This window comes from Hellea balneolensis DSM 19091 (assembly GCF_000428525.1).
In the GTDB taxonomy this organism is placed as follows: Bacteria; Pseudomonadota; Alphaproteobacteria; order Caulobacterales; family Maricaulaceae; genus Hellea; species Hellea balneolensis.
In genome coordinates this window covers 572,580-586,926 of record NZ_AUAC01000003.1, presented here as the reverse complement: position 1 = coordinate 586,926, position 14,347 = coordinate 572,580, and the positions used below count along the sequence as shown (strand labels likewise).

17 protein-coding genes are annotated in these 14,347 nt (G+C 49.4%); 4 read left to right on the top strand and 13 right to left on the bottom strand.

Translation table 11 applies throughout. The features are described from left to right. Positions 1 to 95 precede the first annotated feature (95 nt). The 5 genes from pal to tolQ all read right to left on the bottom strand — a co-directional run bounded on the left by pal (position 96) and on the right by tolQ (position 4,191). Positions 96 to 677, bottom strand: coding sequence for a peptidoglycan-associated lipoprotein Pal (pal, locus tag F569_RS0108990; RefSeq protein ID WP_026941929.1), 582 nt, complete (start codon positions 675 to 677; stop codon positions 96 to 98). 145 nt (positions 678 to 822) lie between these two features. Continuing rightward, entirely contained in the window at positions 823 to 2,139 is a 1,317-nt protein-coding gene (gene tolB, locus F569_RS0108985) for a Tol-Pal system beta propeller repeat protein TolB (protein WP_233353628.1), read from the bottom strand. A 25-nt stretch (positions 2,140 to 2,164) separates the two neighbouring features. Next, on the bottom strand, positions 2,165 to 3,007 hold the full coding sequence (locus F569_RS0108980) for a cell envelope integrity protein TolA (RefSeq protein ID WP_026941927.1): 843 nt from the start codon (positions 3,005 to 3,007) through the stop codon (positions 2,165 to 2,167). Beyond that, positions 3,008 to 3,457, bottom strand: coding sequence for an ExbD/TolR family protein (locus F569_RS0108975; RefSeq protein WP_026941926.1), 450 nt, complete (start codon positions 3,455 to 3,457; stop codon positions 3,008 to 3,010). Positions 3,458 to 3,462: 5 nt separating this feature from the next. After that, a complete protein-coding gene (tolQ, locus tag F569_RS0108970; RefSeq protein WP_034388404.1) occupies positions 3,463 to 4,191 on the bottom strand; it encodes a protein TolQ in 729 nt (242 codons plus the stop codon). A gap of 237 nt (positions 4,192 to 4,428) precedes the next feature. On the opposite strand from tolQ, the gene F569_RS0108965 reads away from it, so the two are divergent. Beyond that, positions 4,429 to 4,809: a hypothetical protein gene (locus F569_RS0108965; RefSeq protein WP_154813698.1), complete on the top strand. Its 381-nt coding sequence runs from the start codon at positions 4,429 to 4,431 to the stop codon at positions 4,807 to 4,809. Here the strand turns inward: F569_RS0108965 and F569_RS0108960 are convergent. Genes F569_RS0108960 through F569_RS0108925 form a run of 8 tightly spaced genes read right to left on the bottom strand, consistent with a single transcriptional unit; the run spans position 4,806 to position 10,255 of the window. After that, positions 4,806 to 5,162 (bottom strand): DUF3088 family protein, encoded by a 357-nt coding sequence (locus F569_RS0108960; protein ID WP_026941923.1) that lies wholly within the window; start codon positions 5,160 to 5,162, stop codon positions 4,806 to 4,808. The genes F569_RS0108965 and F569_RS0108960 overlap by 4 nt on opposite strands. After that, positions 5,162 to 5,692, bottom strand: coding sequence for a hypothetical protein (locus F569_RS0108955; RefSeq protein WP_026941922.1), 531 nt, complete (start codon positions 5,690 to 5,692; stop codon positions 5,162 to 5,164). The genes F569_RS0108960 and F569_RS0108955 overlap by 1 nt, the downstream gene beginning before the upstream one ends. A 3-nt stretch (positions 5,693 to 5,695) precedes the next feature. Next, on the bottom strand, positions 5,696 to 6,718 hold the full coding sequence (locus F569_RS0108950; RefSeq protein ID WP_026941921.1) for a hypothetical protein: 1,023 nt from the start codon (positions 6,716 to 6,718) through the stop codon (positions 5,696 to 5,698). A 53-nt stretch (positions 6,719 to 6,771) separates the two neighbouring features. Then, positions 6,772 to 7,221, bottom strand: a complete 450-nt coding sequence (locus tag F569_RS0108945; RefSeq protein WP_034388091.1) for a YbgC/FadM family acyl-CoA thioesterase — start codon at positions 7,219 to 7,221, stop codon at positions 6,772 to 6,774. Beyond that, the gene (gene ruvB, locus F569_RS0108940; protein ID WP_026941919.1) at positions 7,214 to 8,257 is read right to left on the bottom strand and encodes a Holliday junction branch migration DNA helicase RuvB; all 1,044 of its coding nucleotides are present in this window, start codon (positions 8,255 to 8,257) and stop codon (positions 7,214 to 7,216) included. The genes F569_RS0108945 and ruvB overlap by 8 nt, the downstream gene beginning before the upstream one ends. Further along, positions 8,258 to 8,896 (bottom strand): Holliday junction branch migration protein RuvA, encoded by a 639-nt coding sequence (ruvA, locus tag F569_RS0108935; protein ID WP_026941918.1) that lies wholly within the window; start codon positions 8,894 to 8,896, stop codon positions 8,258 to 8,260. Continuing rightward, positions 8,893 to 9,399: a crossover junction endodeoxyribonuclease RuvC gene (gene ruvC / locus F569_RS0108930; protein WP_154813696.1), complete on the bottom strand. Its 507-nt coding sequence runs from the start codon at positions 9,397 to 9,399 to the stop codon at positions 8,893 to 8,895. Before ruvC ends, ruvA begins: the two co-directional genes overlap by 4 nt. Before the next feature lie 58 nt (positions 9,400 to 9,457). Next, positions 9,458 to 10,255, bottom strand: coding sequence for a L,D-transpeptidase family protein (locus F569_RS0108925; protein ID WP_154813695.1), 798 nt, complete (start codon positions 10,253 to 10,255; stop codon positions 9,458 to 9,460). A 93-nt stretch (positions 10,256 to 10,348) separates the two neighbouring features. Here F569_RS0108925 and F569_RS0108920 point away from each other — a divergent pair, with 93 nt between their 5' ends. The 3 genes from F569_RS0108920 to F569_RS0108910 all read left to right on the top strand — a co-directional run bounded on the left by F569_RS0108920 (position 10,349) and on the right by F569_RS0108910 (position 14,285). Next, positions 10,349 to 11,758, top strand: a complete 1,410-nt coding sequence (locus tag F569_RS0108920) for a peroxidase family protein (protein ID WP_051279774.1) — start codon at positions 10,349 to 10,351, stop codon at positions 11,756 to 11,758. A 182-nt stretch (positions 11,759 to 11,940) separates the two neighbouring features. After that, positions 11,941 to 12,600: a hypothetical protein gene (locus F569_RS0108915; RefSeq protein ID WP_026941914.1), complete on the top strand. Its 660-nt coding sequence runs from the start codon at positions 11,941 to 11,943 to the stop codon at positions 12,598 to 12,600. Positions 12,601 to 12,797: 197 nt separating this feature from the next. After that, a complete protein-coding gene (locus tag F569_RS0108910) occupies positions 12,798 to 14,285 on the top strand; it encodes a replicative DNA helicase (protein ID WP_051279637.1) in 1,488 nt (495 codons plus the stop codon). Positions 14,286 to 14,347 lie beyond the last annotated feature (62 nt).

Here is a 14,347-nt window from a genome sequence, read left to right as displayed (position 1 = left end):
GATCATATTATGACCCGACTATAGAGCCCAAATAAGGCCAGTGTGATTAAAAGGCAGTTAAAGTTATTACAGAAACATTAACGCCCGAATAGAGCTTAGCCAATTGTTCCAGTCGTAATATTCGTATGGCCATTTCGGTTTCTGGCCCAACCCGCCTCATTAGAAGCGCCGTCAATTGGACGTTCTTTACCGTAGGATACAGTCGTGAGTCGCGAAGGACTTACGCCTTGGCTCACCAAAAAGGCTTTGACCGTATCAGCGCGGCGAGCGCCTAAAGCCAGATTATATTCGCGTGTTCCGCGCTCATCCGCATTGCCCTCGATAATTGCATTAACTTGCCCATAAGCCTGAAGCCATTGCGCTTGACGGCGAAGGGCTTCGCGGGCTTCATTTGTCAGATCATAGCGATCATAGCCAAAATAGATACGCGGCTCACCGCCGACTTGATAGGCAAAATCTGCTATAGATCCCGGCACAGGTGCATTGGGGTCAAAGACTGGGCCTTGATCAACAGGCGGAAGCTGAACAACAGGCGCAGGCGTTGGTTTAGTGTCCTCAAATATCTGCGGAGGCGCCTCGACAACTGGCCGTTCTTGAACAGGCTCTATCTTCGGTTTTGTCGCGCAAGCACTCAGCGCTAACACAGCTAGGGAGATGGCAATGGGTTTAATCGTCATAGTTTTTGTCCTCAATTCACTCGGCTCTTTTATTTCCCAAGTAAACCGTGTGATTTCATCTCAATCAAGGCAATTGAATGGCAATAGCTTTAAATTCTAGCAATGTAGGGCAAAAACACACCCTAAAAGACTCTTAAGCCCTAGATTAAGGCAATAAGGGAGACCAAGCTGGGTCTGACGACTTTCCAGGTGTATTTACTTTGCGCAAGTTCTGACCCGTTAAATCGACGGACCAAATTGAGTTCGACCCATTCCTGCCTTTGGTTTCGCGAGAGAAGATTATAACGCGGCCATTAGGGGACCATGTCGGCCCCTCATCCATGTAACTCTCAGTAAGCTGCCGTTCGCCCGAGCCGTCTGGATTCATGACTCCAATTGTAAATTTGCCGTCCAGGCTTTTGACATAAGCAATTTTGTCACCGCGCGGCGACCAGACAGGCGCAGAGTAACGCCCTTTGCCAAAGCTTATGCGTTTCTTATTCGTGCCATTCGCATTCATTGTGTAAAGCTGAGGGGAGCCGCCGCGATCCGAGTTGAAAACAATTTTACGGCCGTCAGGCGAGAAACTGCCGGAGACATCAATCGATGGATCATTCGTCAGGCGGGATGTTGAGCGTGTCCGCAAATCCATAGCATAGAGATCACTGTTACTTTTGCTCATCATCGACATAATCAGCGTATTTCCATCAGGCGAGAAACGCGGCGCAAATGTCATACCCGGGAAATTGCCCAAGAGTTCACGGCGTCCGGTTTCAATATCGAGCAGATAGACTTGCGGAATAACATTCTCATAACTCATAAATGTGATTTTTTGAGCCGATGGCGAGAAGCGCGGCGTAACAACGAGATCAGACCCAGCCAGCAAATATTGAGGGGCATGGCCATCTTGATCCATTATCGCGAGGCGTTTTTTACGGTCTGTTTTGGGGCCCTTTTCATCAATAAAAACGATACGGCTGTCAAAATAGCCTTCTTCACCCGTCAGAGCTTTGTAAATAGCATCCGCCGCCTTATGAGCTGTTCGGCGCCAGTTGTCTTGCGTCGCCGAAAACCTAAGCCCTGCAAGTTGGTTGCCGGCAAAGATATCCCAAAGGCGAAATTCAACCCTTATCTTTGTATCTGTCTCTCTGACAACGCGGCCTGAGGCCAAAGCCTCAGCCTTTATAACGCGCCAATCCGCAAATGTTGGCTGATAGTCAATATTGGTTTGCGTTTCCAAAAAACTGGCAGGGTCCAGAGATTTAAAAAGTCCTGAGCGCTCCAAATCCGCGCGTATGACCTTTGCGATATCCTGTCCCAATTCGCGCATTTCTGTATCTGTGCCTAGAAAGCTAGGCACCGCAATTGGTGTAGGATCAATATTTCCCTTCGTTATATCAATTTCGAGCTGCGCCTGAGCACTGCTAACCACACACAAGGCTGTGAGAAATACGACGCAAAATAAGAGTATAAAACGTTTCAAAATTTCAATTCCTTTATGTGCCTAATTAAACATTTGGCCTGAAGTTTAGGGTCATATCTTTCCACTGGCTATATTTTTCAGCAGGTAGAAAATCATAGGGCCCGCATTGAGAGACAGCCCTGACCGCACGTTGCTCAGCCACATCCCAAAAGGGGTTTCCGGGATCATTCCGGCGTTGACGCGCACTGTCGATAATTTTGACGTCTTGTACAAAACCATCCGGTAATATTTTTACAGACAACCGCACCACAAGTTTTTCAGGATTTTTGGCGTCGGCCGGCATACGCCAACACTTATACATGGCCGATTGCAAAGCATCCATTTCATTGATTGTCATTTCTGTCCCCGCGCCAGAGCTTGCACGTGAGTTTTCAGCGAAGACATAATTATTCGATTCGGATTGCAGCACTTTTTGCTGATTTTTCTCAGGCGCCGTTTCGCGCGAGCGGTCAATCATCGAAGAAAGCTTATCCAAATCAAATGCCGGTAATTCCGGCTCTTCGGAGACGTCTTCAATGACTTTATCCGGACGCGGGATAGCATCTTCATCCGGAATTTTGACTTCAGCCTCTTTAACACTTTCAGTTGGTTGCTCGGCCTCTTTCGGAGCCTCTTTTGCGTCGGCTTCCTCGGGAGCATTTTCCATTGGAGTTTCCAGGGTCATAGGCTCCATATCAGGCGGCGTTATTTTTTCGGGCTTTGGTGTTCTTATTGCGGCGCGAATATTCGTGGTCTCAGAAACACTCACAATCTCAATGGGAATGATACGCGTTTCGGGCAAAGGCTTCACAGCCCCGCTGTAAACAAACATACCGCCAAATATAGCCGCCCCATGCAAGACAAAGGATATAGGAAGGCCGAGTTTCATCTATTGCGATATCGGGTCCGTGACGAGGCCGATGTTGGTAAAGCCCGCTGTGTTAATCCGCGCCATAACTTTCATCACTTCTCCGTAATCCGTGTCGCGGTCACCGCGCAGATAGATACGCTCTTCATAGCCATTCGTGGACACGGCAATCAGGCGCGTTGCGAGTTCGTCTAAAGAAATCTCTTCATCTTGAATAAAAACGCCGCCCTCAAAATCGACAGTAATAGTAATTGGTTCTTGCTGCGACGGTAGTGCTTTTGCATCCGTCTTTGGAAGCTCCACAGGCACGCCAACAGAGAGCAATGGCGCGGCAATCATAAATACAATCAAAAGCACCAACATAACGTCAACCAATGGCGCGACGTTTATTTCAGTATTCAAGCCGCCTCTTCGGCGCGAGCGGCGGCGTCCGCCTCTTCGGCCTCCGCCCATACCTGTTGTCATTCCCATCGCAGCTACCCGCCCTTACTAATTTTACGGGATAGGATGGCTGAGAGTTCGTCGGCATAGCCTTCAAGGCGACCCGAATATTTATCAAGGTCTGTTGAATATTTATTATAGAAAATCACGGCTGGAATAGCCGCGATCAAGCCCAGCGCCGTCGCAAATAAAGCCTCAGCAATACCCGGGGCCACAACAGTCAGGCTTGTGTTCTGTGAGGCTGCAATGGCGCGGAAGGCATTCATAATCCCCCAAACAGTTCCGAATAGGCCGATAAAGACTGATGCAGAGCCGACTGTGGCCAAAACAGACATGCCCCGTTCGGCCTTGGCCATTTCGCGATTCACAACAAGATTCATAACGCTGTCAATTCGCTGTTGAGAGGAAACGCTGACCGCATCTGTTCGCGGCATTGTCTTGCTCTCTTCATATTCACGCATGGCAGCCGCAAACACACGGGCCATGGGATCACGCGTGTCGCCCGCTAGTCCTGTAGAAAGTTCATCCAAGGTCTTTCCAGACCAAAATGTGTCTTCAAATGCTGTAGCGCGGCGCTTTAACAAGAACATTGTAATCGCTTTATCCACGGCGATGCCCCAAGACCAAAAAGACGCCACAACAAGGATAATCATAACCCCCTTTACGACCCAATCAGCGCGGCTGAAAAGTGACCAAAAGGAGAAATCGCCATTTGCAATCGGCTCCAAATTTGCAGATTGCAGGACTAATTCGATTAAAAACATATTCACTTCCATTTGGCTGATTCGCTTTTCACGCGAAGGTAACCTTTATCATGCATGGATTTAAGGGCATTCGTAGCAAAAGGGCTAATTAAGAGGCTGTAACCTTCTCAAGAATAGAAACAAAGTCTTAACCATACCCTTAAACAAGGCAAAATTAGGATAATTGTCACAAGAATTCACATGTTCAGCCACAATTCAGTCGCACTGTGTGATATGATTACAGAAATTGGAGATATTATGACACGCATTACTTTGCTATTAAGCGCTGCCCTTATGACGAGCCTCGCAGCCTGTACGACCGTTCCAGAGCCCGTTCCAGAGCCTGTTGTCGTGATACCGCCTGAACCTATTCAAACCTGCGCCCCTGTTTCCGTACTTACGAAAGTTACTATTCCCGCAGAAACGAAGGTCCAATATGCGATTACAATGATCGATAACCCGCCCTATGAACCGATTGAAAACAAGGTGAAACGCACCATTGTCGTTAAACCTGCACAAATTATTTATGTCGATACAGAAGGCCGCGAAGTCCTCGATATTTGCGATAAAGACGCGATCGAAATTGGCGAAACTGGCCCTGGTATTGGAGAAACGATATCTGAAGACGCCGAAGGTTAAATCGGCCCAGTGCCGCGCGGAACCGCCGTACCAAATCGCTGTGAATAATAACGGCCGATATCACGGGCATTGTTGATAAAACAGTGCCCGTTTTTTTGCATGATACCGCAATTCTCAAAAGACGGACTGCCCTGCGATAATACCAAGGTCGGACAGTTTTGATTTTTATCACCTAACAAAGCGACAATGTCTGCACGCGGCTTGGCGATGGGCTGATAAACAATATCTAGGCTATCCTTAATCGCGGGATAATAGCTCAAGAGACCCGAAATTTCTGCACATTCAGGACAATATTCTCGCCGCTCATTATCAAAGAAGCCCGGAGCGAGAAGGAAAAGTGTGTCGCGTGTCATTAGAAATAAATCTCAAGCACTTTGTCGAGGCGGCGGCGCACCAGTGCTGTGAGTTTTTGCAGGCCGTAATGGTCGAGCACGGCGCGGTAAATATCCTCGCGGCCCATAAATTCGTCCTGCGTGCGGATTTCAAGAACTAGCGCGGCAAGCTCACTCATCGGAATATCGGCGAAGCCGCGATTGCCAAGATCGCGTACAATGACGCGCGGCGTATCAGGCAAGCGCACAATCCAGCACACGCTATCTTCCAGGCCTTCAACTTCGCTGTCGTCCTCGCGCTCAATGACAAGCTCGCCCGCCTTTTCTCCTGCCAGCAAAGCCCGCTCACAGAGTTTCCGCACAGGCGCAGCCAGTTTCATGACGCCGCTCGCTTTGCCGTAAATCTGGAATAAAGACAGCGCCTGCATTGGTCCTTCAGCGGCCAAAATTTCCGTCATGCCGTGCATATATTGCGCTTGGGACGCGCGGCGTACGTCAGCGGTGGGACGCTGTGTCCATGGAACAAAGGGTGTGTGAGTGATTTGGGTCATTGATTATGGATTGCTTCTTTTAAACTTTAGAAGTGCATCATGAGCATCGGCAGCAGCTCTCATACCTTCAAAATCATCACCATTCGTCTTATTGTCACGCGCAAACTTCTTTGCCTCATAGTCATTTAACAATGCTATATATCGCCGAACATAATCTAAGCTTCTACCCTCATCTATAAATTTATCATGCAATTTAACTCTTTCCTCTAAAGCCTCCTTTCTCTTGAAAATTTCAACAGACCTTCGTTTAGATTCAGCAGTTTCATTTTTATTGTCGCGGCCCCCATATTTAGTTAAGTGGTTATTCCACTCACGAATCGCGAGATTGGCCTGATCAGCAGCCTGATTACGCAAATCGAATAATGGCTTCATTGCCTTTTCTCTGGCATCCATGGCATCGAGAGCGGCTTGTTGTTCCTTTGACAATTGAGGCACATATGTTTCCGAAATATTTTCTTGAAAAAATGGCTCAAGCTCCACCAATTCAACTCTGATTTGTTCTTTCGCAAACTCTGATCGATTGACTAAATAAACTGTTGCAAAGTCAGTTCCGGCAGGGAGTAAGGCAATTTCACCAATATAATTCAAACGGCCGTAATCCACTTTGAACTCAGCCATGAGCCCTCTGTAGGTTTTCATATCTTTACCATAAGGTTTGCAGCCAAGAGCAACTATCCCAAACTCACCCTCTCCATCAACTTCTACGAAATGAATCTGGTCACTCAGTTTGTCTTGACCAAAATTATTACGGCGATCTTTTCCTGGAAAAGCAACATTAGTTGTACCCCATTGCCCCTCAGCATTCTTTTGGCCAAACTCGATATACATGTGCTCACAAGCAGTTGAACGAATAGGCTTGACCTGAAAGGCTACAGCAGATGTTTTATTGGTTTTTATAGCGTCTAAAACATATTCAGCGTTAGTTATGTAAGCTGTGACTTCTGGTGGAGCTTCGACTTTTTCAGAACATGCCGCAATCAATAGCAACGATATCAAAAGAAAAAGTTTCAAAAAATTAAATATCATTTTCATAGCCTAAAATGAGCTATTTAGGATGTCAATTTGAGTTAAATGCAAGTTTATAAACCTAGCAAATAAGGCTCAAGCTTCTCAATCATCCACTTAGGTGCCCTCTTCGGCCTGCCCTCTGGCGTGATACAAGCAGCTTCACTCACCGCTGTTACTAACAACTCGTCGCCGCGATAACAGGCTTGAGAGACCCAGAGCCTTGCGCCTTTCATTTTGTCATAGGTCGTGACCATAGTGAGGTGATCATCCACGCGGGCGGGTTTTTTATAGTCGAGTTCTATTTTACGAATAGCGAAGGCGAGCGGGTCTTCGGCGTCCCAGAGGTCGGCGTGATTAAAGCCAACGAGACGAAAGAAACTACTCCGCGCGCGCTCAAAAAAACGGAGGTAGTTTGCGTAATAGACGATACCCGTAAAATCCGTATCTTCATAGAACACGCGCAACGGATAGTGATGCTCCCGCCCCTGAAACTCGCCCATTGTTGGTTCTTGACTATCCATCCGTACCATCCCCAAAGAGTTGCGGCGCGATAGGCTTAACTGGCGCAGCTAACCCTAAATGCGCAAAGGCTCTCGCTGTGGCGACGCGGCCTCTTGGGGTGCGCTGTAGAAAGCCTTGCTGAATGAGGTAGGGCTCGATGACATCTTCGAGGGCGTCGCGAGCTTCGGATAATGCCGCCGCGAGTGTATCCGCCCCAACAGGGCCACCGCCAAACATTTCGCACAGCGCATGGAGATAATGCATATCCTGCTTATCCAGCCCGATATCATCAACGCCCAAGCGTATTAGCGCCGCATCGGCGGCGATTTTATCAACTGTCGCATGACCATTATCTTCGGCTAGGTCACGGACGCGGCGGAGGAGACGTCCCGCTACCCTCGGCGTTCCGCGCGCGCGGCGCGCAATCTCGCGCCCCCCATCCGCCGTCATATCCATATCGAGCTTACCCGCCCCGCGCAGGACAATCTTGGTGAGCTCTTCGGTATCATAAAATTCGAGCCGTACGGGAATACCAAAACGATCCCTCAGCGGCGTGGCCAGTAGCCCTGCCCGCGTCGTCGCGCCGATTAATGTGAAAGGCGCGAGATCAATCTTGATAGAGCGGGCCGCTGGCCCCTCCCCGATAATCAGGTCGAGTTCAAAGTCTTCCATGGCGGGGTAAAGCACTTCCTCGACCACAGGATTAAGACGGTGAATTTCATCAATGAACAGCACATCACGCGGCTCCAAATTGGTCAGGAGCGCCGCCAAATCCCCCGCCTTAGAAATCACAGGGCCAGAGGTGGACCGAAAATTCACGCCAAGCTCCCGCGCCACAATCTGACTCAGTGTTGTCTTACCCAATCCCGGCGGACCGGACAGCAAAAGATGATCCAAAGGCTCTTCGCGCCGCCGCGCCGCCTCGACATAGACTTTCAGATTCTTAATCGCGCCTTTTTGCCCAACAAAATCGTCAAAGGACAAAGGACGAAGCGCACGGTCACGCCCATCCCCGACTTGGCTGTCTGCGCCGATTATGCGGTCACTCTCGTCCAATTACTGACTCAATTCCTTAAGCGCCACCTTAATCAAATCATCAAGCGGCGGATCATCCGTGAACGTGTTATAGGCCGAGGCCACGGCTCGCAAGGCATCGGATTGACCAATGCCCAAATTCTCAAGCGCAGACACCGCATCATTACGCAGACGCATATCGGAAAGGCCTTCATTACGCTCTGCCTCGGACGGTGTGCCGCCGCTGGGTTTTGTGAAGACTGGCTGAAAGCCGCGTCCAGCTGGTGCAGGTTTTCCCGACAGCTCAATCGCAATACGTCCCGCAGACTTTGGGCCAATACCTTTGGCGCGCGCAAAAGCCGTTTTATCTTCAAGGCTTGCCGCAGACAGGATTTGCCCCGGCGTCATAATATCTAAAATCGCCAGCGCCGCTTTCGGCCCCACGCCCTGCACGGATTGCAGACGCACAAACCAAGCGCGCTCTTCCTCGCTATGAAACCCATAAAGCGTAATAGCTTGTTCGCGCACATGGGTTTCAACATGGAGACAGACCGTCTCGCCCACGCCGAGATTACCCAAAGTCCGAGAACCGCATTGCAAGAGGTACCCAACGCCGCCAACGTCAATAATCGCCTCGCCCGTCCCCGCCATCAGGCAAGTGCCTGTTAGCATTCCAATCATGAAACTCTCCGAAACAATGCACCGGCAGCCTTCACGCGGTGAGCATGGCATATGGCAATGGCAAGCGCATCCGCCGCATCGCCAGCTTTCACGCTGCAGCCCGGCATAAGGACATTCATCATATGGGCGACCTGGGCTTTATCCGCCGTGCCCGTCCCGACAACGGATTTTTTGACCGAGCGCGGGGAATATTCACCGACGCCGAGCCCCGCCATGCTACCTGCGAGCAGGCAAGCCGCCCTTGCATGTCCGAGCTTAATCGCACTCGCCGCGTTGTTCTTCATAAAGGCCTCTTCAACAGCCGCTTCTGACGGGTCATGTAGCTGAATCACATCCGTAATCGTTTCAAAGAGCTCGCGCAGACGCAAATGCAGCTCAGCCTTTGGGTTCGGCCTAATCACGCCATGCGCGACATGCCGAATTTTTAGCCCCTGCGCCTCGACCACGCCCCAGCCACAAGCCACAAGCGAAGGGTCTAGCCCTATGATCCTAATAGAGTCCATAATGAGAACAGTAGGCGAACATTTAGATAAAGCCAAGGATTATTGCGTTAATGAAGTGTTACCGCGCCTCGCTGAAAACATAGCGCTTTTCAGAGACATTTACATTTGGCGGACGGCCCTTCTCTTCAAACCAATCCCAGCCTGTTTTTAGGTTCTTCCAAAAGGTGATATTCGTATTGTCTTTGTAAAATTTCAAATTTCCTTCTGTCATCGGGAAAGGAAAGACGTGAACCCTCACAAAAGGCTGCCCGCCTTTGAGAGCCGCGCCCATTAATGTGTAGATTTCTTCAATGCCATCATTCGTCATGGCATAACTGCCAATTGATACGCAATCGCCATGCACCATAAGGTAATTTCCTGTTCGCCCATGCCCGCGATCATAGGCATTTGGATAACCAAGGTTAAAACTAAGATGATAACTCGAATAGGGATTCATCTGTCCCGGCTTCACAAAGTAAAAGCCTTCAGGGGATTGCTTGTCCCCTTGCTTGAGCTTTGGACCTAGTTCTCCAGAATAAGCACAAATATCCCAAGCCTTGAGGAAAACAAAGTCGCCGTCCTTATTTTCAACGAAGGCTTCGAGCTGTCCGGCCTCATCTCTTTTTGATTGCGTCTTCGTAATGCGCAGAAACACAGCATTACCTAGCGCAAGTCCTTTTTTCCGAAGCGCTTTATCGAGCGGCTTCGCATATTTTGCTTCTGCATAGCGACTGCGTTGGGTTTCGTCTATCTCTCCTGCAGAGGTTAAACCGAATATAAAAGACGACAGAATTAAAATTGAACATATATGCTTGAACATCCTGACTTTCTGAGCATTTAACGAGGCTAGAATAAGGCGGATAATTTTATCCAACAAAAATGATTTCCTGACACTGTGACCCGCATCACGAGTCCGGCCAAGAATATTCAGTAAGCTTTAAGCTCCCTCAACCCCACTATGGAGCAAGATATGTCACACCACGGTATGATGGCTTTTAATGGCCTCCCTCATTTCTGCAATTTTTCAGAAGATCAAAACCTTATCGCAGGAAATTTCGGACGATTATTTACGTCGCTCCCCCCGCTTTATACGGATCCCGATATTCTTCGCGCCTTAGGCGCAAAAGACGGCCCCATGAATGCTGGAACAAGCGGGACTCGCACACAAACAGTTCCCGTAGGCCATGTTTTCTTTGGGCAGTTTATCGATCATGATATCACTCTAGATACGTCATCTTCTTTCAGCCGCATAAACTCCGCATTTGAGACACCCAATCTGCGCACCCCCAATTTAGATTTGGACTGTATATATGGCGACGGTCCCGAAGCCTCTCCATTTCTTTATGACCAAGGCGGCACATTTGGCGGTGTTAAGCTGTTGACCGGAGCTGACATTAGCGGCGCTACAGCACTTGAACAGGAAGACCTTGTGCGCTCACCGCGTGGCACCGCCGTCATTGGCGACCCTCGCAATGATGAGAACCGCATTATCTCGCAAATCCAGCTCGGCATGATACGCTTCCATAATAAGGTTGCTGACGTTTTATCACCAAAATATCATGGCGGAGAGCTGTTTGAAGAAACCCGTAAACTTGTGATCCGTCACTATCACTGGGCTATTATTCATGACTTTCTTCAAAAAATGTGCGGCGGCGCTGTTGTTTGGGATATTCTAAGCCGCGGACGCAAGTTTTACTGCGTCGGAAGTAATCAACCTTATATTCCTGTTGAATTCTCTATTGCAGGATATCGTTTTGGTCATTCTATGGCCCCGCAGAAAATCCAGGTTCAGAAAAACAAATCGTCTCTGTCTTTATTTGGCAATAAGCTTGGCAGAGGTTTTACAGCCTTATCAGATATGGATGCCGTCGTGGACATGCATGAAATATTTGAGACCTCGCAAAATAGAAACGTCCAAAAGGCTGAAAGGCTAGATACACAACTCGCCCCCATTTTGCTTGACCTTCCTTTTGTTGCAGCGGGCGATGAAGCCTCACTTGCAACGCGCAACCTTCTGCGTAGTCAAAGTTTCCTTATGCCGTCCGGTGAGGTTATGGCCGAATTTATGGATATAGATCCTGCTGACATTCAAACTGTTTCTACAGCGGCTGATACGGACTCCGGCGGCGCGCTCGGCGGAAAAACCCCGCTTTGGTATTATATGCTAAGCGAGGCTGCACAGATCGGACGCGAAACCACAGCCGGAAACTTCGAGCCCGGCGAGGGTCTCGGCCCTGTCGGCGCACGTATTGTAGCTGAAGTTCTGATTGGTCTTATGGAATTGGACCCCAATTCCTTCCTCGGCATGGACCGAAGCTGGAGCCCCAAAGATGGCCTAGGGGCACATGTCCAAGGTATCGGCGATATTCTGACTTTCTAATCTTATTTATGCGGCGTTCAGCATCATGACCGGAAGTTGCCTTAATTGGTCGCTTTCGGCTTTTTTGTGCCACATTACCAAAACATTGCCCCGAAATTATCACAGAGCTAGCAAAACCTCGCCCTTATCGCGCGGCAAATAAAGGTCATCAACACTTAAAACAGGCTCAAGGAGGGCTGACCATGACCAAACTTAAAACAAAAACACTTTTCAAAACAGCGGCGATAGCCACCTTAATTACTGGCTTCGCCAATAGCGCTTCAGCATTGGAGGTCACAAATCCTCTTCTTGCGCCCGGAGCGGCTGTGGAATTATTTGACGGACCAACGCTCTCTGAAACAACCTATAACAGCCCCATCATTGAAGCCTCTGCTAAAATTGCCGTCGCCCGCTTGGATGGTGGCCGCCTTATCCCGACGCCTTACGGCGAAGAGGTTGACTGGGAGATGCTAGATAAGCGCATGAGTGCGGATATCGAGCTGATGAATGCTGGCGACTACATCAAATACATCCCTGAAATTGCCTATCCCGGACAAGACACAGATAACAAAATTGACGAAGTCCGCATCACGGCGGCTTCCGAAGGCTACCCTTATGTTCTCATTTATGGCGTTGGACCCGATGCGACATGGGCCAGCTTTGGCGGCAAGGCTCTGCGCGAGACGGGACTTTCGGTTAAGGATGGCTGTGACAGCTGGCAGAAAGCGAAAGCCAAAGCTCTGCTTGTCAATGCCTTTACCGGTGAAGTCTTGGGCGCTGCCACAGCAGAAAATGTCGAGTTCAATATTGGCGAACTTGCTGATAATGTTGGTGACCTCGTAAAATCACTATCCGAGGTTTAAGCCTAGTAATACGAAGTCGAACTCTCCTCTAACTTAGTTTCGGCTTGGGCCGGCAGACGCGCGGAGCTCCCCCCACCCGCGCGTCTGCCAAATTATCCTATCCACACTGTGTGAATAGCGTGGGTAAGTTCAGAGATTTTGGGAAATATATGAATTCGCGGCTATCACTTTCGCTGCCTTTGCCTTAGAGCTAATTTATGGCATTAATTCAAGATAACGATGCGGGTATTTCGTCCGAACTCGACTCGACCCCGCAAAGCCAAGAGGCAGAGCAAGCTCTTATTGGCGCATTGCTTTATGATAATGAGGTTTACCACCGCATTTCAGGTATCGTGCAGGCCAAGCACTTCTATAATCCCGTCCACGTTCGTATATTCGATTCAATCGCCATACTTATTGAGCGCGGCAACTTAGCCGATGCGATTGTCCTTAAGAACCGCTTCTCGCAAGACGAAACATTGGTGGATATTGGTGGTGTCGAATATCTCGCGCTGTTACTTGATAATGCACCTCCTGGGTCAACCGCGCCTGAATATGCTAAACTAATTTTAGACATGGCGATGCGCCGAGAACTTATCCGCCTTGCAGACGGCATTAAAGGCGAAGCCACGGATCCTGACAGCGAACAAGATGCTCAAAATCAAATCACATCAGCAGAGAGTCAGCTTTATAATTTAGCTGAAATTGGCGGGACTCAATCAGGCTTTGTCAGTTTTGAAAACGCCCTCATCAAATCGATCGAAATGGCGTCTGCCGCATTTTCTCGAGACGGACACCTCTCCGGCACATCAACGGGCCTGATTGACCTCGACAGGCAACTCGGCGGGATGCACCGCTCTGACCTCATTATCCTCGCGGGCCGCCCGTCCATGGGTAAGACCTCGCTCGCGACCAATATCGCTTTTAACATCGCCAAAAAATTCAAACGCGAAAAAGATGATAACGGTATTGAGAAAACCGTCGAAGGCGGCGTGGTCGGCTTCTTCTCTCTTGAGATGAGCTCAGAACAGCTTGCTACGCGTTTGCTCGCAGAACATTCCCAAGTCCCGTCCCACAAAATCCGCCGCGGCGATATCACGGCGGAACAATATGAGCATATTCGCGACAGCGCCGATGAGATTAACCGCATCCCGCTCCATATTGATGATACGGGCGGCATTTCTATCGGCGCGCTCTCTGCGCGGGCGCGACGCCTTAAGCGAATGGTCGGGCTTGATATGATTGTGGTTGACTATCTCCAGCTCCTCACAGGCGGCGCAGGTATGAATTCCAGTACCAATCGTGTGCAAGAAGTCTCCATGATTACGCAGGGCCTGAAAGCTCTCGCCAAGGAACTCGACATACCTGTCCTCGCCCTGGCCCAGCTCTCGCGGCAAGTCGAACAGCGCGATGATAAACGCCCGCAACTGTCTGACCTACGCGAATCAGGCTCGATTGAACAAGACGCTGATGTGGTGATGTTTGTCTTCCGGGAAGAATATTATGTCGCCCGGTCAGAACCTAGCGAAGGCACAGAAGAGCATTTGAAATGGCAAGAGGATATGGAACAGCTTCACGGCAAAGCCGAAGTCATTATCGGCAAGCAACGCCACGGCCCCATCGGTACTGTCAAGCTCTCCTTTAACCCTGACCTCACGAAATTTGGTAACTTGGCGCAAGATGATAGGTTTGAGGGTGGGCATTAAATAATTTAAATTCTGTCATTCCGTCTCACGACGTAGTCGTGGCGGAACCCATGCCTTAAGAT

What these genes read in the sequence shown, in the direction of transcription:
- pal (WP_026941929.1), bottom strand. Translation starts at nt 677, where the DNA reads ATGACGATTAAACCCATTGCCATCTCCCTAGCTGTGTTAGCGCTGAGT.
- F569_RS0108980 (WP_026941927.1), bottom strand. Translation starts at nt 3,007, where the DNA reads ATGAAACTCGGCCTTCCTATATCCTTTGTCTTGCATGGGGCGGCTATA.
- F569_RS0108975 (WP_026941926.1), bottom strand. Translation starts at nt 3,457, where the DNA reads ATGGGAATGACAACAGGTATGGGCGGAGGCCGAAGAGGCGGACGCCGC.
- tolQ (WP_034388404.1), bottom strand. Translation starts at nt 4,191, where the DNA reads ATGTTTTTAATCGAATTAGTCCTGCAATCTGCAAATTTGGAGCCGATT.
- F569_RS0108965 (WP_154813698.1), top strand. Translation starts at nt 4,429, where the DNA reads ATGACACGCATTACTTTGCTATTAAGCGCTGCCCTTATGACGAGCCTC.
- F569_RS0108960 (WP_026941923.1), bottom strand. Translation starts at nt 5,162, where the DNA reads ATGACACGCGACACACTTTTCCTTCTCGCTCCGGGCTTCTTTGATAAT.
- F569_RS0108955 (WP_026941922.1), bottom strand. Translation starts at nt 5,692, where the DNA reads ATGACCCAAATCACTCACACACCCTTTGTTCCATGGACACAGCGTCCC.
- F569_RS0108950 (WP_026941921.1), bottom strand. Translation starts at nt 6,718, where the DNA reads ATGATATTTAATTTTTTGAAACTTTTTCTTTTGATATCGTTGCTATTG.
- F569_RS0108945 (WP_034388091.1), bottom strand. Translation starts at nt 7,221, where the DNA reads ATGGATAGTCAAGAACCAACAATGGGCGAGTTTCAGGGGCGGGAGCAT.
- ruvA (WP_026941918.1), bottom strand. Translation starts at nt 8,896, where the DNA reads ATGATTGGAATGCTAACAGGCACTTGCCTGATGGCGGGGACGGGCGAG.
- ruvC (WP_154813696.1), bottom strand. Translation starts at nt 9,399, where the DNA reads ATGGACTCTATTAGGATCATAGGGCTAGACCCTTCGCTTGTGGCTTGT.
- F569_RS0108920 (WP_051279774.1), top strand. Translation starts at nt 10,349, where the DNA reads ATGTCACACCACGGTATGATGGCTTTTAATGGCCTCCCTCATTTCTGC.
- F569_RS0108915 (WP_026941914.1), top strand. Translation starts at nt 11,941, where the DNA reads ATGACCAAACTTAAAACAAAAACACTTTTCAAAACAGCGGCGATAGCC.
- F569_RS0108910 (WP_051279637.1), top strand. Translation starts at nt 12,798, where the DNA reads ATGGCATTAATTCAAGATAACGATGCGGGTATTTCGTCCGAACTCGAC.